This window comes from Ralstonia pickettii (genome assembly GCF_000607165.1).
Lineage (GTDB): Bacteria > Pseudomonadota > Gammaproteobacteria > Burkholderiales > Burkholderiaceae > Ralstonia > Ralstonia holmesii.
Genome location: NZ_JFZG01000006.1, coordinates 194357 through 214903, shown reverse-complemented (window position 1 = coordinate 214903; position 20547 = coordinate 194357). Strand labels below are relative to the sequence as shown.

Below are 20547 nucleotides of genomic sequence, written 5' to 3'. Positions count from 1 at the left end.
CGGTGACACGCCGGTCGAGAGACGACGGCACCTTGGAAAACCGAGCACAGACACGCCCGAGGCGCCACGAATGTTGAGCCAGACTGCAACCGATGTTTTGAGCGAATGCGATTACGAACGCGTTCGCGCCCAACTGCATCAAGCCCTGCGCGGCGACGGGAACCCGCCGCAGGTCGAACGCTTCTGGCTGGCTGGTCGGCATGTATCCATGTGGCGCGGCGGTGGTCGCGACGACGGCAATGCACAGCACCATCGTCGCACCACCGCTTGACCGCGCCGCACGCAGTCAACCTCGAAACCGAGCCATGAAAATCGGTCTGATCGACACGCACCTCGCCCGCCAGCAGGCGATCCACTCCGCTCTGCAGCCCACGCGCTTCGAATGTGTGCCGCTGTTTCTCTCCCGCCAAGTTTTTGAAGCCATTGATGTGCACGGCATCAACCTGTTGATGGTCGGTGCCCATGCGCACGACATGCCCGGGCTGTCGCTGGTGCGTACCGTGCGCGAGCGCGTCGGCCCTGGTATGGCGATCGTCTACCTTGCCGACGGCCAGGCCGATACCGAAACCGCAGAGGCGCTCAACCACGGTGCAGACCTGTGCTTCCAAGGTGATATCCGTCCGCCTGAGTTGCTGGCGCGGCTCGATGCGTTGATCCGCCGCTTTGCCGTGAGCCGGGCTGTGAGAGCGTCGGAGATTCGCCTGGGGCCGTACACGCTCGATCGACAGAACCGTTCCATCCGCCTGCATGATGCTTCGGTGTCAGTGCATGCGCGTGAATTTGAGTTGGCGCTGTTGCTGTTCGCGAATGCGGGGCGTGTTCTCTCGCGCGCCGACATCGAACTCGCGCTCTGGGGCCGCGAGCTGAGCCCGTATTCACGCACGCTCGATACGCATGTCTCACGCCTGCGCAAGAAGTTGCGGCTTGGCACGGAGAACGGCCTGCGCCTGCGCGCCATCTACGGGCAGGGCTTCTGCCTGGAGCGCGTGATGGATGTGGCTGCAACGCACTGACAGCCTCAACCCACGGAGCCACTGCCATGCAACTGCTCTGCATCACCATCCTCATCGGCTTTCTGGTCGGGCTTGTGGCCCGGTGGATCACGCCAGGGCGGGGTGTGAGCGGCTTCCTCCTCACGATCATGGTTGGCATTGCCGGCGCGCTGGCGGCCGCCTTTCTCGGGCAGTTGATGCGCTGGTATGAGCCTGGCCAGTCGGCGGGGTTTGTCGGTTCGGTGGCCGGCGCCGTCATCCTGCTGGCCGGCTATCATCTGATGGCTCGCGATCGCTGAGTGCAGCGCTCGCAAACATAAAAGCCCCGCGAGTCGGGGCTTTTTTATTGCTCGAGCAGGCGGATCGAGTGACGGCTGCCAAAAAGAAACGCCCTGATACTCGGGACAGCAGCATCAGGGCCAAGAAGGCCGCGGCTCTCTCTTCCGCGACCGGAGCGCACCCACGAGGGGTCGGTGCAAGCTCAGGTTACGTGGCTGAGAGCGAGGGAATGCAAATCTTTATCAACGGCGCCAATACGTTGGGGCGGGAGATGGTTGGTGCTGGGTAATAAGACGTCGTACAACTGTACGGTCTTCGGGCCAACTCAGCCCGCCGTTGCCGCTGCTTGCGTGCCGGCCGCTTCGTGCGCGCGGCGCAGGCGTTCGCGGCTGTTTGACAGGTGCATGCGCATGGCAGCGCGCGCGGCTTCAGGGTCTTTGCGGGCAATGGCGTCAAAGACGCTGTGGTGCTCGCGGTTGACGGTGGCGCGCAGTTCCGGAGCGTTCAGGTAACCCACCTGCTCCAGTCCCATCCGCGTGCGAGGGATGAGCGTTTTGCCGAGCTGGGCGAGGGCGCCAACAAAGTGTTCATTGCCCGTGGCGCGCGCGATGCTCAGATGAAATTGCAGGTCGGAGGTGGCGCTGTCGTTGCCGTCTGCCTGGTCCTGCTCGATGGCTTCGAGCGCCATGCGCAGGGCGTCGATCTCGGCGGGAGAGATGCGCTGGGCGGCCAGGCCCGCGCACTCCGTCTCAATGGCGACGCGCAGTTCCAGCATGCTCAGGATGTCGTGCATTGTGGATGCGTCGCCCAGCGGGATGCTGTTGTCTGTGCGCGGTGGCAGCACAAAGCTGCCGATGCCGTGACGTGTTTCGATCAGCCCCTTGGCCTGCAGGCGCGAAATGGCTTCGCGTATCACGGTGCGGCTTACGCCCAGTGCTTCCATCAAAGCGGATTCCGTCGGCAGCTTGTCGCCAACGCGCAGGGATTCGCTCGCGATACGCCCCTTGATGTGGTCCACCACGACGTCCGCCAAGCTTTGGGTGCGGCGCACAAGCGTTGCGGGCGGATTGGGGGTGGGCATGCAATCTCCGGAAAGGGGCGGGTTTACCAGGGGTAGTTCAGCAGGAATGTGTCAATTATAGTCCCGTTCCATGTTGTACGACGACTGATGACATACGTGATGACCATGAATCACCAAGCTTCCGAACCCCCACTGCACACGCCGCGCGTCACGCGCCTCCAGGTCATTCCCGTGGCCGGCCGAGACAGCATGTTGCTGAACCTGAGCGGCGCACACGGCCCGTTCTTTACCCGCAATATCGTCATCCTGGAAGACTCCGAGGGTCATCTCGGTGTCGGCGAGGTGCCGGGTGGCGAGACCATCCGCAAGACCATCGAGGACGCGACGCCGCTGGTTGTCGGACAACCGATCGGCGCATACAACAACGTGCTCAACAGCGTGCGCCGTCAATTTGCCGATCGCGACGCTAGCGGCCGCGGGTTGCAGACCTTCGATCTGCGCACCACCGTTCATGCGGTGACGGCGCTGGAAAGCGCGCTGCTCGACTTGCTCGGCCAGCACCTGGGCGTGCCCGTGGCGGCGCTGCTGGGGCAGGGGCAACAGCGCGCCAGGGTGCCGGTGCTCGGTTACCTGTTCTTCGTGGGCGATCGCAAACGTACCGACCTGGACTACGCAGACGGCAGCGACGCCACTGACGACTGGACCCGCGTGCGCCACGAAGAAGCGCTCACGCCGGAAGCGGTGGTGCGCCTAGCCAAGGCGGCCCATGCGCGTTACGGCTTCAAGGATTTCAAGCTCAAGGGTGGCGTGCTGAGCGGCGATGACGAAATGGTCGTCACGACGGCACTGGCCGAAGCGTTTCCTGAGGCGCGTGTCACGCTGGACCCGAACGGCGCGTGGTCGCTGGCAGAGGCTATTCGCCTGTGCCGCGACAAGCACGACGTGCTCGCCTACGCCGAAGACCCGTGCGGCGCGGAAGGCGGTTACTCGGGCCGCGAGGTGATGGCCGAGTTCCGCCGTGCCACCGGCTTGCCGACGGCCACCAACATGATCGCCACCGACTGGCGCCAGATGGGGCATGCCATTCAGTTGCACTCGGTCGACATTCCGCTGGCCGATCCGCATTTCTGGACGATGCAGGGTTCGGTGCGCGTGGCGCAGATGTGCGACGACTGGGGCCTGACCTGGGGCTCGCACTCCAACAACCACTTCGACATTTCGCTGGCGATGTTCACGCACGTGGCCGCAGCCGCGCCGGGCAACATCACCGCCATCGATACGCACTGGATCTGGCAGGACGGCCAGCGCCTGACCCGCGAGCCGTTCCAGATCGTGGGCGGCGAGATTGCCGTACCGGCGGCGCCGGGCCTGGGGGTCACGCTCGACATGGACCAACTGGAGAAGGCCCACGCGCTTTACAAGCAGCACGGCCTGGGCGCACGCGACGATGCGATCGCCATGCGCCAGCTGATTCCCAACTGGCAGTTCGACAACAAGCGCCCCTGCATGGTGCGCTGACCGCTACGGCGAACCCGAGGCGGCGCAAGCGGTATTACGTCGCCTCGTAGATCAATAACCAATAAGAAGACATCGGAGACAACACCGTGAAGACCATCAAGGGCTTGCGCTGGTGGATCATCGTGCTGGTGTGCCTGGGCACGATCGTCAACTATCTGGCGCGTAACTCGCTGGGTGTGCTTGCGCCCACGCTCAAAGATGAACTGGGAATGAGCACCCAGCAGTATTCCTACGTGGTGGCCGCCTTCCAGGTCGGCTACACCGTCATGCAGCCGGTCTGCGGCTTTATCGTTGACCTGGTTGGCTTGCGTATCGGCTTTGCGCTGTTTGGTGTGTTGTGGTCGTTTGCTGGCGTGCTGCATGCGGGCGCAAGCGGGTGGCTGTCACTGGCGGGTTTTCGCGCCCTGATGGGGCTGACCGAAGCCGCTGCCATTCCGTCGGGCATGAAGGCCGTGGCGGAATGGTTTCCCGACAAGGAAAAATCCGTTGCCGTCGGCTGGTTCAATTCGGGTACGTCGCTCGGTGCGATGTTGGCGCCGCCGCTGGTGATCTTCCTGCACCTGCGTTACGGCTGGCAGTCGGCATTTGTTGTGACTGGCGCCCTCGGCTTCTTGTGGGCCGCGTTGTGGTTCGCGTTCTATCGTTCGCCGAAGGACCATGCTGCACTGTCCGATGCTGAGCGCGAAAAGATCATCAGCGGGCAGCTCCGTCCCGTGAGTGCCGAGCGCGGCAAGCGCCCGGTCAGGGATGTTGTGACGTCGCGCCGCTTCTGGGCGATTGCGCTGGCGCGCTTCTTTGCCGAGCCGGCCTGGCAAACCTTCAGCTTCTGGATTCCGCTCTATTTCGTCAACGAGCGCCACCTCGATCTGAAGGAGATCGCCATGTTCGCGTGGCTGCCGTTCCTGGCGGCTGACCTGGGCGGCCTGGCGGGCGGTTATCTGTCGCCGTTCCTGATCAAGCGTTTCCGCATTCCGCTGGTGTGGTCGCGTGTGTGCGGGGTCGTGCTGGGTGCGTTCATGATGATTGGCCCGGCGTGCGTCGGGCTCGTGGCGTCTCCCTATACGGCGATTGCGCTGTTCTGCGTGGGCGGCTTCGCGCACCAGATGATCTCTGGCCTGGTCAACACGCTGTCTGCGGACGTGTTCGACCCGGAAGAGGTGGGCACCGCGAGCGGCTTTGCCGGCATGGCAGCGTGGATCGGTGGCTTGGGTTTCTCGCTGCTGGTGGGCGCGCTGGCCGACAAGGTGGGCTATGGCCCGCTGTTCGGCATGCTGGGCGCATTTGATCTGATCGGCGCGGTGCTGCTGATCGTGTTGATTCGCGGGCAATCGCAGGAAGAGCGCGCCGCGCGTCAGATGAGTCTTTCTGCTTCACACTGAGTTGAAACCGATGTCCATGTTGCATCCCCCCCGATTCGAACTCCAGGCGCACGAAGGCAACCGGCTGCGCCTGGCCAGCAGCACCGGCGCTGCGATTGAACTCTTCGTGCTGGAAGAAGACATCATTCGCGTGCTGGTGCTGCCGCAGGGCGATTTGCGTGGCCCGGCTACGTGGTCGATTGCACCCGGCGGTGATGACACGCCGCTCGAAGGGCGCGACCGCCGAGACCTCGCCGGCTTCTCGCTCCCGGCATTCCAATTGCTGAGCGATGCCGACACGCTGCGCGTGGAAACCAGCAAGATCCGCCTGAGCGTTGCGCTCGCCGGCGGGTTTTGCACATGGCAGATCCGCAGGGCCGGCGAATGGCAAACGGTGCTGAATGATCGCCCCACGCAGGCCTACAACTTTGGCTACTGGGACGAGCAGGTCTACCACTACGTGCGCCGCGAACCCGGCGAGATGTACTTTGGCTTGGGCGAGCGCGCCGGTGACATGAACCGTGCGCACCAGCGCTACGAGATGCGCAACATCGATGCGATGGGCTACAGCGCGCGCACGACCGATCCGCTGTACAAGCACATCCCGTTCTACGTGACGTGGCAACCGGAAAACAGCACCGGCTTCGGGTTGTTCTACGACACGTTGTCCGACTGCAGCTTCGACATGGGCCGCGAGCTGGACAACTATCACGGCCACTATCGCTACTTTGTGGCGCCGCATGGCGATCTCGATTACTACTTCATCGCCTCGCCCGACACGCCGCTCGATGCCACGCGCCGCTTTACGTGGATGACCGGTCGCCCCGCGTGGATGCCGAAGTGGGGCCTTGGGTACTCCGGCTCGACCATGACGTACACCGATGCGCCCGATGCGCAGGAACAAATGGCCGAGTTCATCAAGGGATGTCGAGAGCACGACATCCTGTGCGACTCGTTCCACCTTTCGTCGGGCTATACGTCGATCGGCCCGAAGCGCTACGTCTTCAACTGGAACACCGATAAGTTTCCGGATGCACGCGGCTTCGTCCAGAGCTATCTGGACGCCGGCATCCGCCTGTGTCCGAACATCAAGCCGTGCCTGCTGCGCGACCACCCGAAGTTTGAAGAAGCCAAAGAGGCCGGCCTGCTGATTTGCGATGCAAAGGGTGAGCCGGCGTGGGTGCAATTCTGGGATGAGGTCGGCGCGTATCTCGACTTCACCAACCCGAAAACGCTCGATTGGTGGAAGGCCAACGTCAAGAGCGCGCTGCTCGAGTACGGCATGGCGTCGACCTGGAACGACAACAACGAGTTCGAAGTCTGGACGCCCGACGCTTTCGCCCACGGGTTCGGCGAGAAGGCGCCCATCCGCGAAGCCAAGGTGCTGCACACGATGCTGATGATGCGCGCCTCGCGCGAGGCGCAACTTGAGTTTGCGCCGCAGCGTCGGCCGTTTCTTGTGTCGCGCTCAGGTGGTGTCGGCATGCAGCGCTATGTGCAGACGTGGTCCGGCGACAACTACACCTCGTGGGAGACGCTGCGCTACAACCTGAAGATGGGTTTGGGGCTTGCGCTGTCGGGTGTCTCGAACATCGGTCACGACATCGGCGGGTTTGCGGGCCCCGCGCCGTCGCCGGAGCTGCTGGTGCGCTGGGTGGCGTTTGGCGTGTTCATGCCGCGCTTTTCCATCCACTCTTGGAACGACGACAAGACCGTCAACGAGCCCTGGATGTATCCGCAGGTCACCTCGCAAATCGCCTCGCTGATCAAGCTGCGCTATCGGCTGATTCCGTATCTGTACGAACTGCTGTGGCAATCCACGCAGGCCTATGAGCCTGTGCTGCGGCCTACGTTTGCCGAGTTCCCGAACGACCGCCGCTGCTACGCCGAGTGCGATGACATGATGCTCGGCGCGTCGCTGCTGGTGGCGCCGACCGTGGAGGAAGGGCAGACCGAGCGCACTGTCTATCTGCCGGCCGGCGCGCGCTGGGTGTCGTACTGGAGCGGCGCGGCGTTCGAGGGCGGACAGACCATCACGCTGCCTTCGCCGTGGGACCAACCCGTCATGCTGATTCGCGAAGGCGGCGTGATCGCGCTGAACGTGGCGGAGCAGCATTTCGATCAGCGCGCCGATCAACGCGGCTTCCTTGTCGTGCCCATGCAAGGTGTTGGCGAGGCGGTTGGAGGCTGCATTGAAGACGACGGCGAAACCGAAGCGTGGCGCAATGGCGAGCAGGGCCGCTGGAGTGTGCGTGCGGTGTCTGACGCCGAGGCCATCACGCTGCACGTCTCGCGCGAAGGCAAGATGCCGACGCACGCCGACACGGTCGAGATTCACCTGCCCGCGGGTGATGCACGGCAAGTGCAGACGCCGCGTGCCCGCGTGCTGGCAACCGATGTTGCGGGCGGCTGGCGCCGCCTGAAGTTGCAATTGCTGGCCTAGTGCCGCATCCTCGCTGCGCATCACGTGCGGGGTCCGGAGAGACCCCGGGATGCACGGTGTTCCCTTGGTGCAGGAGATTTCCGAGATAACAACGATGAAAACCACACGAGCCAAACGTTCCCGTTCCCTCACGCCGGTCTATGCGTCGGTTGCGCTGCTTTGCGCGGGAGCTTCGATGCATGCCGCAGCGCAAACGTCGGTCACGCTGTACGGCGTGGTCGACAACGCCTTTGCCTATTCGAGCAACCAGGGCGGCCACTCCAACGCCTACATCAATTCGGGCGCCTTGCTGGCCAGCAAGTTTGGCCTGTATGGCACGGAAGACCTGGGCGGCGGCAACACGGCGCTGTTCCGTCTGGAGAGCGGCTTCAATGCCGACACGGGTCAGCAAGCGCAGGCCGGCTTCATCTTCAACCGTCAGGCCTACGTTGGCCTGAGCAACACGAACTACGGCCAGGTCACGCTGGGCCGTGCGTACACGCCGTACTTCCAATACGTCGCATCTCTGGGCCCGACCAACGTGCTGACGGGTGCCACTGGCGCACACCCCGGCGACGTGGATGCGTTGGACACCACGCTACGCTTCAACAACTCCATCACCTACACCACGCCGGTGTGGGGCGGTCTGCAAGCGGGTGTGCAATACGGCTTTGGTGAACAAGCGGGCAGCGTTTCGAACGGCAGCAGCGTGAGTACCGCGCTGCGCTACGACTACCAGGCTTTCTCGTGGGGCGTGGGCTACACGCGCCTGAAAAACGTATCAAGCGGCACGACGGCAGGCAACTTCAGCAACGTCGGGACGTTCGCCAACAACTCGCCGGTCAACTCCGGCTACGCCACGGCAGATTCCGCCCAGCTCATCGCTACGGCCGCGCGCTATACGTTCGGCAAGCTGATGGTGGGTCTGAACTACTCGAACGTTCAGTACAAGCCGGGTGCGCTCTCGCTGTTCACGCAGTCCGCCACGTTCAATACGGTGGGCGCGATTGCCACCTACGATCTGACGCCCGCATTGCGGCTCGCTTTTGGCTACAGCTACACGGCTGAGAAGGCACGCAACGGCATCAGCTCGCCGGCCAAGTACAACCAGTTCTCGATGGAGCAGTTGTATTCGCTGTCCAAGCGCACTGCGTTCTATGCGATTCAGGCTTACCAGCGCGCCAACGGCCAGACGCTGCGCGCTTCTGGGGCGAGCACGTCCATCGTGGACGCGGTGGCGTCGGTGGGTGACTCACAGAACGGTACGCCGTCGAACGGGCGCAGCCAGTTTGTGGGCATGGTCGGCATTCGGCATTCGTTCTGATGGACAGCAAGACCAAAACTTGGCTCGCACCGGGGCCGGTGCATACGCTGCAGGCCGGCGCGTTGACGATGGATGTCGCGCCGGCGGCAGGGGGCCGCATCGCCTCGCTGGCTTCGGCCGGCGAGGGCGGCCATCGTGTCGACTGGCTGGCGCCGATGTCGACCGATTGCCTGCGTGACGGCTTCGAGGGGCTGGCATGGCCCAAGGCCGGATGCTATCCGCTGCTGCCGTTCTCCAACCGCATCCGCGATGGGCGCTTCCACTGGGACGGGCGCGAGATTCGTCTCGCACCGCACCCGGGCCAGGCGCATGCCATGCATGGATTGGCGCATGCACGTGCCTGGACGGTGAAGCAGGTTACCGCCTCGTCGATCGAGCTTGGTTTGCGCTATGTGCCCGAGGCAGACAACTGGCCGTGGCCTTTCACCGCCACGCAAACGCTGTTGCTGAGCGAGTCCGGCCTGGATGCCGTCATGACGCTGCGCAATGACGGCGACAGCAGCATGCCGGCAGGTGGCGGCTTTCATCCGTACTTCGCGCGCACGTCTGATACACGTGTGCAGTTCGATGCTGCGACGATGTGGCCGACCGATGTGGGTGAAGTTGCCGTCCGCCGCGAGCCGATCACGGAGCAGGAAGATTTCCGCCACGCCCGCGCATTGCCGGACGCAGCGCTCAGCGTCTACTACAGCGAATGGCGGCAGCGTGCCGTGGTGTCGTGTGCAGGCGGCGTGCTCACGCTCACCGCCGACGACCCGCTCGATCACTTCATCCTGCACGCACCCCACGCGCAACCGTATTTCTGTCTGGAGCCTGTTTCGCACGTGGCCGACGCGATCAACCTGGCGGCCCAGGGATGGGAAGGCACGGGCCTGCGCGCTTTGGTGCCCGGCGAGACGCTGCAGATGCGCATGCAACTGCGCATCGAAACCACGGCCTGAAATGCGACGCTGCGTTAGTGGCGCTCGCTAGCCCACGACGCTTCTTTGCCGAACCACTCCGTGAGGAAGTCGATGAATGCGCTCACCTTGGCCGACAGGTGGGCGCGTTCCGGATACACCGCGAAGATGTCTGCCACGGGCAGCGTCCAGTCCGTCAGCACCGGCACCAGCCGGCCGGCGCGCACGTGCTCGTGGATATCCCATTCCGAGCGCATCAGGATGCCGTAACCGGCCAGTGCCCAGAGCACGCCCGTTTCGCCGTCGTTCGTGCTGAGCACGCCACGCACCTTGATGGTCTCCTGTCGACTGCCACGCGTGAGGTACCACGTGCCGTAAGCGGCGTCGCTCTCGCGCAGCACGATGCACTGATGCGATTGCAGATCGCGCGGCACCTGCGGCAGGCCTGCGCGCTCCAGGTAGCTGGGCGAGGCGCACAGCATCCGTTTGTTGCTCACGATCTTGCGCGCCACCATGCGCGAATCCGGCACCGTGCCGAACCAGATGCCGATGTCGAAGGCTTTGTCGGTCAGGTTGACGGAGCGGTCGGTCAGCTCAAGCTGCACCTCCACGTCCGGATAACGCCGCGCGAATTCCACAATGGCGGGCGCCACATGCCGCCGCCCGAAGCCGAACGTGGCGTTGATGCGCAGCAAGCCCTTGGGCGTGCCCCGGCTACTGGAGACGGTCTGCTCCAGCTCTTGCAGCTCTTCGAGCAGGCGTGCGCCGGTGGCCAAATAGATTTCACCTTCGTGCGTGACGCTCAGGCGCCGCGTGGTGCGGTTCAGCAGCCGCACGCCGAGCCGCTTTTCCAACTGCGCCAAGCGCGCGGTAATGGCGGGTGGCGTCACACCAAGCTCGCGCGCCAGCGCCGCGAGCGAGCCCTGCTTGACGAGCTGGGTGAAAAATTCCAGATTCGATACGCGATCCATTATTCAGATGAAATGAAGAATAGATAAAGATATGCGCCAATTATAAAAGCATTGTGCATGTCTACACTTCCTCTCGCCAGTGGTCCGGTTTCGATTGATACAGCCGGCCACGCGAATCGGAGGAAGCATGGCGAAGACGCTGTATCAGAAGCTGGTCGAATCGCACACCGTTGCCCAGCTCGACGCGCAGAACGTACTGCTCTACGCAGACCTGCACATCATGAACGAGTACACCAGCCCGCAGGCCTTTGCCGGCTTGGCGGAAGCGGGCCGCACGGTGGCTGCGCCCGGCCAGCAGATGGCGGTGGTGGACCACATCATCCCCACGCACCCCGTGCGCGTGCGGGTGATCCAGGACCCCGCGTCGGCGCTGCAGGCGTCCAACCTGGCAAAGAACTGCCGCGAGCACGGCATCGTGCTGTTCGACACCAACGATGCGTTGCAGGGTATCGAGCATGTGATTGCGCCCGAGCTGGGCATGATCCGACCGGGCATGGTGGTGCTTTGCGGTGATAGCCACACGACCACCTATGGCGCGTTCGGCGCGCTCGGTTTCGGCATCGGCACGTCGGAGGTGGAGCACGTGCTCGCCACGCAGACGCTGGTCTACCGGCTGGCGCAGGACATGCGCATCCGCGTGGAGGGCGAACTGCCCGTCGGCACCACGGCAAAAGATCTGGTTCTGCACATCATCAGCCGCATCGGCGCGCAGGGCGCACGCGGCTATGTGGTCGAGTTCACGGGGAATGCGATTGCCGCGCTCTCCATGGAAGCGCGCATGACCCTGTGCAACATGGCCGTTGAGGCCGGTGCGCGCGGCGCACTGATCGCCCCAGATGCCAAGGCCACGCGCTACGTGCTTGAACATGCGCGCGATGTGGCGCACACACATGCGAGCGTGGCACTGGCGGATTGGCGGCAGTTGTTCAGCGATGCAGAGGCGAATTTCGACGTCGAGCATGTCTTTGATGCGAGCGAGGTTGCGCCGTACGTGACTTGGGGCACCAGCCCCGACCAGGCGATTCCCATCACCGGCAGGATTCCGCAACCCGAGGCGGCCAGGGATGCAGCCGCGCGTGCGGCGTCGGCCCGGGCATTGCGCTACGCGGGCCTGCAGGCAGGTACTGTCATCGAGGGCTTGCCGGTGCAACGCGTGTTCATCGGCTCGTGCACGAATGCGCGCATTGAAGACCTGCGCGCCGTGGCGGGCATCGTCAAGGGATGCAAGGTGGCACCCGGCGTGCGCGCCATGGTGGTGCCCGGCTCGGGTGCCGTGCGTGCCCAGGCCGAGCAGGAAGGCATTGCCGACATCCTGATCGCCAGCGGCTTCGAATGGCGTCAGCCGGGTTGCTCGATGTGCCTGGCCATGAACGACGACGTTCTCGCACCCGGCGAGCGCTGTGCCTCCACGACCAACCGCAACTTTGAAGGGCGCCAGGGGCGGGGCGGTATCACGCATCTGATGAGTCCGGCCATGGCGGCGGCCGCTGCCATCACAGGCTGCATCACGGACGTCCGTCAACTGCGCCTGCAACCACAATCGGAGCACTCGGAGGCTGCCCATGCCTGATACCAAACACATCGACGGCATGGCAGCACCGCTGCCCACGCCCAACCTCGACACCGATCAGATCATGCCCAAGCAGTTCCTGCGCGGCATCGACAAATCGGGGCTCGACAAGGGCCTGCTCTACGACCTGCGCTACGACGCCAATCACCAACTGCGTAGCGATTTCGTGCTTAACCAGCCGGCGTATCAGGGCACGTCCATTCTCGTGGGCGGCAGCAACTTCGGGTGCGGTTCCAGCCGCGAGCACGCGGTGTGGGGGCTGCAGCAATTCGGCATCCGCGCCGTCATTGCGCCGAGCTTTGGCGAGATCTTCTACAGCAACGCCATGAACAATCGCCTGCTGCTGGTGATGCTTGATGAGGCTGATGTGGAGCGCATCCTGGCAGACGTGTCGGATGCATCCACAAGCCACATCGCCATCGACGTGGAATCGATGACCGTCCGTAGCCACAGCGTGGAGGCATCGTTCTCGCTGTCCGAGCGCCACCGCCACATGTTTCTGCACGGGCTCGACATGATCGGCGCGACGCTGGCGCGTTGGAGCGACATCAGCGCCTTCCAGCAGACGCACTGGAAAGCGCGCCCGTGGCTGCGCGACGTCGCGGCCACGACCCGCGCGCGTCTGGCGGCAATGGCGCCGGGCAGCCCCCTCTGAATTTTTCCCAACACGTTTTCGAAACCCCATACAACGGCGCGGGCGCTCAGCCAGCTCGCTTGAAGACGAGGCGCGCCGCACGGCTGATCAGGAGACCATCATGGAAGCATCCGTCCGGGCGCAGGAAGGCACACGCGTGGGCCTTTGGCGCGCGCTTACCGGCTACAGCATCGGGCCGCTACCTCTTCCCGTGTACGCCACAACTGCCGTCATCACGCTGCTTGCAGCGCTCAACAAGAAGCTGCCCAACGACATGATCGGCGGCTTTGCCGTGCTGATGCTGCTCGGTTTCCTGCTGGGCGAAATCGGCGCTCGGCTGCCGGTGTTCAAGCACATTGGTGGCGCGGCCATCCTGTGCCTGTTCGTGCCGTCGGCGTTGGTCGGCTACAAGGTGATCGACCCCGAGATGCTGAAGGCGCTCACCACCACCATGAAGACGGCCAACCTGCAGTACCTGTACATCGCCTGCCTGGTGGCGGGCAGCATTCTAGGGATGAGCCATCGGGTGCTGGTGCAGGGGTTCATGCGGATGTTCATTCCGCTGCTGATCGGCACGTTGGCGGCCATCGTGGCGGGTGTGACCGTGGGGCTGTTTTTCGGCTATGAGCCCAAGCACACGTTCTTCTTCATCGTCATCCCGATTGTCGGCGGCGGTATTGGCGAAGGCATCCTGCCGTTGTCGATCGGATATTCTGAGATTCTCGGCCGGCCGCAGGCAGAGCTGATCGCCATGCTGGTGCCGGCGGCGCTGCTGGGCAATGTTGTCGCTATCCTCGCGAGCGGCGTGCTCAAGTCACTGGGCGAGAAGCAGCCGCACCTGACCGGCGATGGCGATCTCGTTCGATCGTGCAGTGACACCGATCTGCTGCGCAATGATCGCGCCGGGGCGCCGCTCAATTTGGGCCTCATGGGTGCCGGCCTGCTGATCAGCTGCGCGTTCTTTATCTTCGGCGCGCTGCTCTCGCGCTTCACCGGGATTCCCGGCCCGATCCTCATGATCATCAGTGCGGCGCTACTGAAGGTGTCGAAGCTGTTGCCGCAGAACATGGAACTCGGCGCCTACCAGATGTACAAGTTCGTTTCGACCAACCTGACGTTCGCGATTCTTGTCGGCCTTGGCGTGCTGTTCGTGTCGTGGAAGGAGCTGATGGCGGCGTTCACACCGGGCTATTTCGCCATCTGCGCGGCTACGGTGTTGGCGCTGGTGGCGTCAGGCTTCTTCGTCGGCAAATGGCTGGGGATGTATCCGGTCGAGTCGGGCATCGTGACCGCGTGCCATAGCGGGTTGGGCGGTACGGGTGATGTGGCGATTCTCTCGGCGTCGAATCGCATGGGGCTGATGCCGTTCGCGCAGATCTCGACGCGTATCGGCGGGGCCGCGATGGTGGTGACCGCGACGATCCTGCTCAAGCTGCTGCATTGAGCGGGAGAGGGGCTTTGCAGAGCGATCGGCCGGCGCCACGAGCGTCGGCCGTTTTGTTTTGTGCGTACTGAAGCGAAAGCGCGTCGCAAATCGCGCAAATGAAAAAGGCCCGACAGTTGCCTGTCGGGCCTTCCATATTCTGGTGGGGCGTGAGTGACTCGAACACTCGACCTACGGATTAAGAGTCCGCTGCTCTACCAACTGAGCTAACGCCCCGCGAAGAAACGAGACTATATCAACCTTTTTTGGATCACGCTAGTCCTTTGCGCGAATTTTTTTCGAATCGGTTGTGTGACCGCGTAGCACGTCGATGAATTGCGTGAGCCCGTGCGTCGGATGCTTGTCGCGATGGCGCACGATCAGCAGCGGTCGGGCGATGCGCGGCAGGCCGCTGGCGACCTCGACAAGGCGGCCATCGCGCAACGCATCGGCCACCACGTGGCGCGACAGGCAACTGATGCCGTAGCCTGCCGCCACCGTGCGCTGAATGGCTTCGGAGTGGCCGAGTTCAAGCGCCACATGCAGCGGCCCGACCACCGAAGCAATGCGGCTATCGATCAGTTCGCGCGTGCCGGAGCCGGGTTCGCGCATCAGCCAGCCCGCTTCGCGCAGCGCTGCGTGGGAGACGGGCCCTGTTCCTTGCGTGAGTGGGTGCCCGGGCGCGGCCACGATCACCATCTCATCATCGATCCATGTTTCGATTTCCAGCGCCTCGCCGCGACAGGTGCCTTCAATCAGGCCGATGTCGACCTCGAAACGCTGCACGGCATCGACCACGTCTTGCGTGTTGCCGATCAGCACGTCGAGCTGGCTGTCGGGTGCGATCTCGTGCCGGAAGCCCGCGAGCAGGGCGGGCAGCACGTAGTTGCCGATCGTGCTGCTGGCCGCGAGCTTCAGGCGCACGTTTGGCTGGGCGGTTGCGTGTTCCAGCGCATCGGCGTGATCAAGCAGCGCCTGCGCTTGCGGCAGAAGCTGCCGGCCCAGCGCATTCAGATGCAGACGGCGCGCATGCCGGTCAAACAGCGGATGTCCGAGTGTGGATTCCAGTTCCGCCAGCGCCGCGCTTACGGCCGATTGCGACAGGCCAAGGGTTTCACCGGCAGCGGTGGTCGTCTCACTTTGGGCGATGGCGGCGAAGACGGCCCACTGCCGCAGTGTGACCCGAGGTGCTTTGTTATCCATAAAAGTAGTTGAAATGACGAAAATTACCTGTTTTACATGTTATCACGACACGCATATCGTTATGCGCATAGCGAATAAGCAAGGCGAACGTGATGACGATTGCACAGAAACAGTTGGCCCCCCAGGGCGTGGCAGCGGGATTGGATGGGCGAACGCTCGCCAGCGTGGCGGTGTTGTTCGGGTGTGCGGGGATTGCGGTGGCGCTCGGGGCAATGCCGTGGGCTGGGCACCTGGGCTTGAGTGCGCTGACGCTCGCCATCCTGCTCGGCATGGCTGTCGGTCATGTGCCTGGGCACCAGCGTTGGCTGACGCCAGGGGCAATCCAGTTTGCGCGCCATACACTGCTGCGCGCGGGCGTGATTCTCTACGGCGCCCGACTGACGCTGGCGCAGATCCAAGATCTCGGTACTTCGGGCGTGGTGATTCCGCTGGTCGTATTGGCAGCGACGATGCTGGCCGGTACGTGGATCGGCACACGTTGGTTTCGCCTCACGCGCTCACAAGCCGTGCTGGTGGCGGCCGGCAGTGCAGTATGTGGGGCAGCGGCCGTGCTGGCCGTTGCGCCAGCCGTGAAGGCCTCACCACGCGAAACGGCCGTGGCGATCGCCAGCGTAGTGCTGTTCGGCACGATCGGCATCTTTCTGTATCCGTGGCTGTACGCGCTTGTTACGCATGCCGGTGTGGCCATCACGCCGGAGCACTTTGGCGTCTACATCGGTTCGACGATGCACGAGGTTGCGCAGGTGATTGCCGCGGCGCGTCCGCTGGGCGACGACGCCACCAACGCGGCGGTCGTCAGCAAGATGGTGCGTGTGCTGGCGCTGGCCCCGTTGCTCGTGGTGCTGGCTTGCACAACGCCCAGTGAAGCTCGGGGTACCGCTTCGACGTCTCCTGAGAATGCGCTTCGCAAAGCCGCCGGCCACGCCTGGAAAGCGATGCCCTGGTTTGCGGTGGGGTTGCTGATCGTGACGCTGCTCAATTCTGCCGGTGCTATCCCCGCCGCCTGGCACGCCCCCATCGACGCCATCGACACCGCCATGCTGGCCTGCGCGATGTTTGCCATCGGCACGCAAACGCATGTGCCGATGCTGCTGAAATCCGGTATGCGTCCGCTGCTGTGCGCCGCTGTGCTGTGGGTGGGGCTGGTGGGCGGCGGCGCGCTCATCAACGTGGGCGTGCGCTGGCTGGTGGGTTGATCCGGCACTGAAGTGGCATGTGCAGAGGCGGCTGATTCTCTTCCATGGCACGCAAGTCGCATCCGGTTGGCGACTTGCGCGCCGCGGCTTTTCATTCGCGTGAGGCCGCCTAGTATGAAGTCCTGAGTCTTAGACAGAGGGGCTGCCATGCAAACGCATCCGGTAGTTTCAAGAGATGAATGGCTCATCAGACGCCGTGCGCTGCTGGCCCGCGAGAAGGGGGTCATCCACCTGCGCGACGCCGTCAACGCCGAACGCCAGGCACTGCCTTGGGTCAAGGTCGATACGGAATACGTATTTGAATCATCGGAAGGCAAGAAGACGCTGGCCGAACTGTTCGACGGCCGCAGCCAGTTGGTGGTCTACCACTTCATGTTCGGCCCCGACTGGGATGCAGGCTGCCCAGGGTGCTCCTTCTTCTCCGATCATGTTGGCGGAATGCTCACGCATCTGAACCACCATGACGTGACGCTCGTCGCCGTGTCTCGCGCGCCGATGGACAAAATCGCGGCTTACAAAAAGCGCATGGGCTGGCGATTCCCGTGGGTATCGTCGTTCGACACGACGTTCAACCATGACTATCGCGTGAGCTTCTCGCAAGACGAACTCGCAAGCGGCTCGGTCGACTACAACTACACCGCAACGCCCCGTGAAGAAGCCCATGACGAACTGCCCGGATTGAGCGCGTTTTACAGGGACGAGACGGGCGCTGTCTTCCACACGTACTCGACGTATGCGCGCGGCTTGGAAGACATGGTCGGTACGCTGCTGCTGCTCGATCGCGCGCCGCTCGGCCGCAACGAGGCGGGTCCTTTGTCGTGGGTGCGCCGTCACGATGAATACGAAGATGCACCGAAGGCGCACGCGTGCTGCGCGTCGTAAGGCGCAGGAGCGGAAAGGAGCGGGGAGAAGAGAAGAAAGGATTGGTGCCCGAGGCCGGGATCGAACCGGCACGCGCCGATTAGGGCGCAGCGGATTTTAAGTCTAGGCCCAACGCAAAGCAGTGACATCGTGCACAACGTAACGCATTGATTTCATTGAGATACCTTCACGCGCGTTCACGTTCGTGTCGCTTGCTTGTGGTCGTTTGCGATGTGCGTTACGCACGAATTACACACGGGGCGCTATACTCGCGGCCTCGCCTGGGTGGCGGAATCGGTAGACGCAGCAGACTTAAAATTTGCCAGCCACAAGCTGTACGGGTTCGAGTCCCGTCCCAGGCACCATGCCGCATAAGCAAAAACCCCCGACACATTGCGGTGTGTCGGGGGTTTTGTCATTCCAGGGTAGGAAGCTACAGCGCCGTTGCGCTCTGCCACATGATTGCATACGCGCCGATCTTCAGGCCAGCCGTTTCGGCGTCCGCCTTCACGATGGTCGCGGGAGAGCGCGCCGCAAAATCCTTCAGCGACTGCGTGAGGGTCCAGGCTTGTGCGTCGTCCACGGTGATGATGCGGTCGTGCAGGCTTTTGGCGGGTGCCAGTCGAATTTCCAGCGGCCGCGTGCTGTTGTACTGCTTCGCCCAGCTTTCGGCCGCCGGTTTGAGGCTCGGTTTCACCGTGCCTGCGTCAGACAGGATGCGGACATGCACACCTTCAGGCGCCAGCACTGCGAAGTCTGTAAGCGCTTTGGCGTCTGCATATGGATCGACAATCAGGACAGCTTGGCGTGCTGCGGACAGAACCTTCGATACGGCTGCAACGGCGGAAAACGATTCTCCGACTGGGATGAACGCTCCTTGCGAAGCGGCTGGGGCCGTCAATTCGGCTTTGGCGAGCGCCCGATGCACGATAGCTGCGATGGTCTGCGCATTCGTGGCACGGAGTACGGAATCAAGATTCTCTGCGGCGATGTTGAAGGAAATGAGTTCTACAGATTGACCGAATGCCGCCTCAACGAGCGCCGCCGCTCGCCCAAGCCACTGATTCGTCTCCGTCGTAACGGGGCCGGGGCGGTTCAGGTTGGGCATCGTCTCAACGAGGCGGCCCAGGTGCACATACAGCGATTCGGGGTCGAGTTTCATGGCGCGAGTGTACATAGGGCAACCAAGATAATCATGTCATGGTTCAATCGATTCGACGGGCACGTCAGTGCGCTCCCACTCGCGAGTGCACACCAGGCTAACTATCGATCGAGTCGCCAGTCAATCGGCGTCTAGTGCGATCTATACTCGTCTGTCGCGGTCGCGCGCCCAACATCTGATACACCTACGGGAGACAACATGCCGAACACGGCTCCTTATTTCATCTATCGCCTGGAGAATGCACACCCCGGTGTTTTAGGGGAAACGATGCTGATCGTTACCGTCGATGAAAATCATAGCTCGGGCGATGGGCTCATCGGGGAATATCGCCTACTGACGGCAGCCCAAGGGGGGCATATCTCGATCGGACAAGTTACCTTTGGCACCGCGCTTATCCAAGGGTTGGAAATTCAGGACCCCGTTGAGTTTTGTAGGGACGAAACCGTTAAATTTGCCTACACGTGGGTTGCCGGAAGGTTGCTCGCTGCCGAGGGACAGTACGGTGCTGCTTCGGTGTTCGCGCGTCCATGTTCGTTCGTAGGAGCAACGGTAGACGAGTTGCGCAGCATGTACCTACGTGGGGAGCTAAAGGGGAAATGGGGGACGGTGATAAAGGACTGCGCGTCAGATGACTTGAAGGCCCGTGTCAAGCTATGGCGTAGTGTAAGCACGTTGACGCCCTATACGTTTGATGCTGAGCAGTGGCAAGGCTAGGGCGGACGGTCATGCCTGTGTGACCAGCGGAACGTAGTCGTTGAACCGAAACGCCAGCGTCCGGAGCGCGCGCAGGTCTTCGGCTAGAACCTGGGCGGCTAGCTTGTCACGGCCCGTGATGGAGGGATCGTTACCAATGGTTGCCGCCAAGCTGGCGGCGGCGGTGATGAGGTCGAAGAGACTGCAGTTCATTTGGTGGGTGCTGGTGTTACGGGCGCATCGTGGGCGGCGGAACTGATCTGTCTAGCCAGGGCATCGTCACCAGCGGCACGCAGCGCAGCGGCCGCCAGTTGGATGGCATTGCAACGGCGTTTGTCGGCAGGATCGCCAACGAAACGCGGCCCCAGTAGATGGCGCACTACTGAGTCCCAGGATTGAGGCTCGGTCAGCGGCTTGTCCGCGTCGAAGCGGTAGGCGTGACCCTTGCTCATTCTTTGGTCCGTCGCGCTTGATCCAGCCACGGCGCGTTCGCATCGATGCGGCGCGAGCCAGCCGGGGCGCGGCGTTTGGAATTGCGTTTCTTGCGGCGGCGCTTGTGTGCTGTCGGCGCTGGCGTTGATGTCGGCACAGGGGCGGCAACCGGTGCCGGTGCTTCCACGCGTTGCCGGCGCGCAAGTCGTTTAAACAGCTTTGCAAGCAGCTTCACGCATTCCCCCGCTGGGCTTGGGACAGCGTGATGGAAAGCACTTCCAATTCGGACGCGGTGCGCCGCAGGTCGTGAATCGCGTGCTCAATGGCGGGCGCCTGCAGGCTGCCAGCAGCCACGAACAGCGAGCGATAGCGCGCTAGTAGTGTGGACGCTGCGCCCATTTGGTCGGCTGCTTCGATAAGTGTGTGTCGTTGCGTGGTCATGGTGTTGTCGTTGGGTGCAGGGGTATTACCGGCCCCCCTGCGGGCGAATGAATCAGCCGCGTTCTAGCATCGTGGTGCGGCTAGGCCACGCTCGCGTACTTGCCTAAGGCCAGGCGACGCGAGCAGCCTGGTCTGCGTTGCCCACGCA

Annotated in this window: 21 protein-coding genes and 2 tRNA genes; 15 read left to right on the top strand and 8 right to left on the bottom strand. The window is 63.1% G+C overall.

Features of this window, described 5'->3' with window-relative positions; genetic code table 11:
- Positions 1-70 precede the first annotated feature (70 nt).
- From BG83_RS0107220 to BG83_RS0107210, 3 genes are read left to right on the top strand one after another with little or no spacing between them, the layout of a single operon-like run.
- Entirely contained in the window at positions 71-271 is a 201-nt protein-coding gene (locus tag BG83_RS0107220) for a hypothetical protein (protein WP_024976087.1), read from the top strand.
- 34 nt (positions 272-305) lie between these two features.
- Complete coding sequence (locus BG83_RS0107215) at positions 306-1013, top strand: response regulator transcription factor (protein ID WP_024976086.1); 708 nt, start codon at positions 306-308, stop codon at positions 1011-1013.
- 26 nt (positions 1014-1039) lie between these two features.
- Entirely contained in the window at positions 1040-1291 is a 252-nt protein-coding gene (locus BG83_RS0107210) for a GlsB/YeaQ/YmgE family stress response membrane protein (RefSeq protein WP_024976085.1), read from the top strand.
- Positions 1292-1596: 305 nt separating this feature from the next.
- Here the strand turns inward: BG83_RS0107210 and BG83_RS0107205 are convergent, their stop codons facing one another.
- Positions 1597-2352 carry a FadR/GntR family transcriptional regulator gene (locus BG83_RS0107205; RefSeq protein WP_024976084.1) on the bottom strand — a complete coding sequence of 252 codons (756 nt, stop codon included), beginning with the start codon at positions 2350-2352 and terminating at the stop codon, positions 1597-1599.
- Positions 2353-2439: 87 nt separating this feature from the next.
- Here BG83_RS0107205 and gudD point away from each other — a divergent pair, with 87 nt between their 5' ends.
- The 5 genes from gudD (at position 2440) to BG83_RS0107180 (ending at position 9855) form a co-directional block, all read left to right on the top strand.
- On the top strand, positions 2440-3810 hold the full coding sequence (gene gudD / locus BG83_RS0107200) for a glucarate dehydratase (protein ID WP_024976083.1): 1371 nt from the start codon (positions 2440-2442) through the stop codon (positions 3808-3810).
- A gap of 86 nt (positions 3811-3896) precedes the next feature.
- The gene (locus tag BG83_RS0107195) at positions 3897-5189 is read left to right on the top strand and encodes an MFS transporter (RefSeq protein WP_024976082.1); all 1293 of its coding nucleotides are present in this window, start codon (positions 3897-3899) and stop codon (positions 5187-5189) included.
- 10 nt (positions 5190-5199) lie between these two features.
- Positions 5200-7611 (top strand): TIM-barrel domain-containing protein, encoded by a 2412-nt coding sequence (locus BG83_RS0107190; protein ID WP_024976081.1) that lies wholly within the window; start codon positions 5200-5202, stop codon positions 7609-7611.
- 94 nt (positions 7612-7705) lie between these two features.
- Positions 7706-8914 (top strand): porin, encoded by a 1209-nt coding sequence (locus tag BG83_RS0107185; RefSeq protein ID WP_024976080.1) that lies wholly within the window; start codon positions 7706-7708, stop codon positions 8912-8914.
- Positions 8914-9855 (top strand): aldose 1-epimerase, encoded by a 942-nt coding sequence (locus BG83_RS0107180; RefSeq protein WP_024976079.1) that lies wholly within the window; start codon positions 8914-8916, stop codon positions 9853-9855. The genes BG83_RS0107185 and BG83_RS0107180 overlap by 1 nt, the downstream gene beginning before the upstream one ends.
- Positions 9856-9869: 14 nt before the next feature.
- On the opposite strand, the gene BG83_RS0107175 is transcribed toward BG83_RS0107180, so the two are convergent.
- A complete protein-coding gene (locus BG83_RS0107175) occupies positions 9870-10784 on the bottom strand; it encodes a LysR family transcriptional regulator (protein ID WP_024976078.1) in 915 nt (304 codons plus the stop codon).
- Positions 10785-10911: 127 nt separating this feature from the next.
- Between BG83_RS0107175 and leuC the strand changes: the two genes are divergently transcribed.
- The 3 genes from leuC to BG83_RS0107160 all read left to right on the top strand — a co-directional run bounded on the left by leuC (position 10912) and on the right by BG83_RS0107160 (position 14432).
- Positions 10912-12354, top strand: coding sequence for a 3-isopropylmalate dehydratase large subunit (gene leuC, locus BG83_RS0107170; protein WP_024976077.1), 1443 nt, complete (start codon positions 10912-10914; stop codon positions 12352-12354).
- Positions 12347-13009 (top strand): 3-isopropylmalate dehydratase small subunit, encoded by a 663-nt coding sequence (gene leuD / locus BG83_RS0107165; RefSeq protein WP_024976076.1) that lies wholly within the window; start codon positions 12347-12349, stop codon positions 13007-13009. Before leuC ends, leuD begins: the two co-directional genes overlap by 8 nt.
- A 100-nt stretch (positions 13010-13109) precedes the next feature.
- A complete protein-coding gene (locus BG83_RS0107160) occupies positions 13110-14432 on the top strand; it encodes a 2-hydroxycarboxylate transporter family protein (protein ID WP_024976075.1) in 1323 nt (440 codons plus the stop codon).
- 140 nt (positions 14433-14572) lie between these two features.
- Here the strand turns inward: BG83_RS0107160 and BG83_RS0107155 are convergent.
- Both BG83_RS0107155 and BG83_RS0107150 read right to left on the bottom strand, forming a co-directional pair.
- Positions 14573-14648 (bottom strand) — tRNA-Lys (locus tag BG83_RS0107155).
- 39 nt (positions 14649-14687) lie between these two features.
- Positions 14688-15614 (bottom strand): LysR family transcriptional regulator, encoded by a 927-nt coding sequence (locus tag BG83_RS0107150; RefSeq protein ID WP_024976074.1) that lies wholly within the window; start codon positions 15612-15614, stop codon positions 14688-14690.
- A 92-nt stretch (positions 15615-15706) separates the two neighbouring features.
- Between BG83_RS0107150 and BG83_RS0107145 the strand changes: the two genes are divergently transcribed.
- From BG83_RS0107145 to BG83_RS0107135, 3 genes are all read left to right on the top strand, one after another.
- The gene (locus BG83_RS0107145) at positions 15707-16810 is read left to right on the top strand and encodes a YeiH family protein (protein WP_024976073.1); all 1104 of its coding nucleotides are present in this window, start codon (positions 15707-15709) and stop codon (positions 16808-16810) included.
- 147 nt (positions 16811-16957) lie between these two features.
- Positions 16958-17692: a DUF899 domain-containing protein gene (locus tag BG83_RS0107140; protein ID WP_024976072.1), complete on the top strand. Its 735-nt coding sequence runs from the start codon at positions 16958-16960 to the stop codon at positions 17690-17692.
- Between the two features lie 258 nt (positions 17693-17950).
- Positions 17951-18036, top strand: a tRNA-Leu gene (locus BG83_RS0107135).
- Positions 18037-18104: 68 nt separating this feature from the next.
- Here BG83_RS0107135 and BG83_RS0107130 read toward each other — a convergent pair.
- Positions 18105-18833 carry a phosphatidylserine/phosphatidylglycerophosphate/cardiolipin synthase family protein gene (locus BG83_RS0107130; protein ID WP_037031711.1) on the bottom strand — a complete coding sequence of 243 codons (729 nt, stop codon included), beginning with the start codon at positions 18831-18833 and terminating at the stop codon, positions 18105-18107.
- 198 nt (positions 18834-19031) lie between these two features.
- Between BG83_RS0107130 and BG83_RS0107125 the strand changes: the two genes are divergently transcribed.
- Positions 19032-19547 carry a hypothetical protein gene (locus BG83_RS0107125; RefSeq protein WP_024976070.1) on the top strand — a complete coding sequence of 172 codons (516 nt, stop codon included), beginning with the start codon at positions 19032-19034 and terminating at the stop codon, positions 19545-19547.
- A gap of 9 nt (positions 19548-19556) precedes the next feature.
- Here the strand turns inward: BG83_RS0107125 and BG83_RS0107120 are convergent, their stop codons facing one another.
- From BG83_RS0107120 to BG83_RS29245, 3 genes are all read right to left on the bottom strand, one after another.
- Positions 19557-19739 carry a hypothetical protein gene (locus BG83_RS0107120; protein WP_024976069.1) on the bottom strand — a complete coding sequence of 61 codons (183 nt, stop codon included), beginning with the start codon at positions 19737-19739 and terminating at the stop codon, positions 19557-19559.
- A complete protein-coding gene (locus BG83_RS29250) occupies positions 19736-19978 on the bottom strand; it encodes a hypothetical protein (protein WP_152543677.1) in 243 nt (80 codons plus the stop codon). The genes BG83_RS0107120 and BG83_RS29250 overlap by 4 nt, the downstream gene beginning before the upstream one ends.
- Positions 19979-20189: 211 nt before the next feature.
- On the bottom strand, positions 20190-20399 hold the full coding sequence (locus tag BG83_RS29245) for a hypothetical protein (RefSeq protein WP_152543676.1): 210 nt from the start codon (positions 20397-20399) through the stop codon (positions 20190-20192).
- Between the last annotated feature and the right edge of the window lie 148 nt (positions 20400-20547).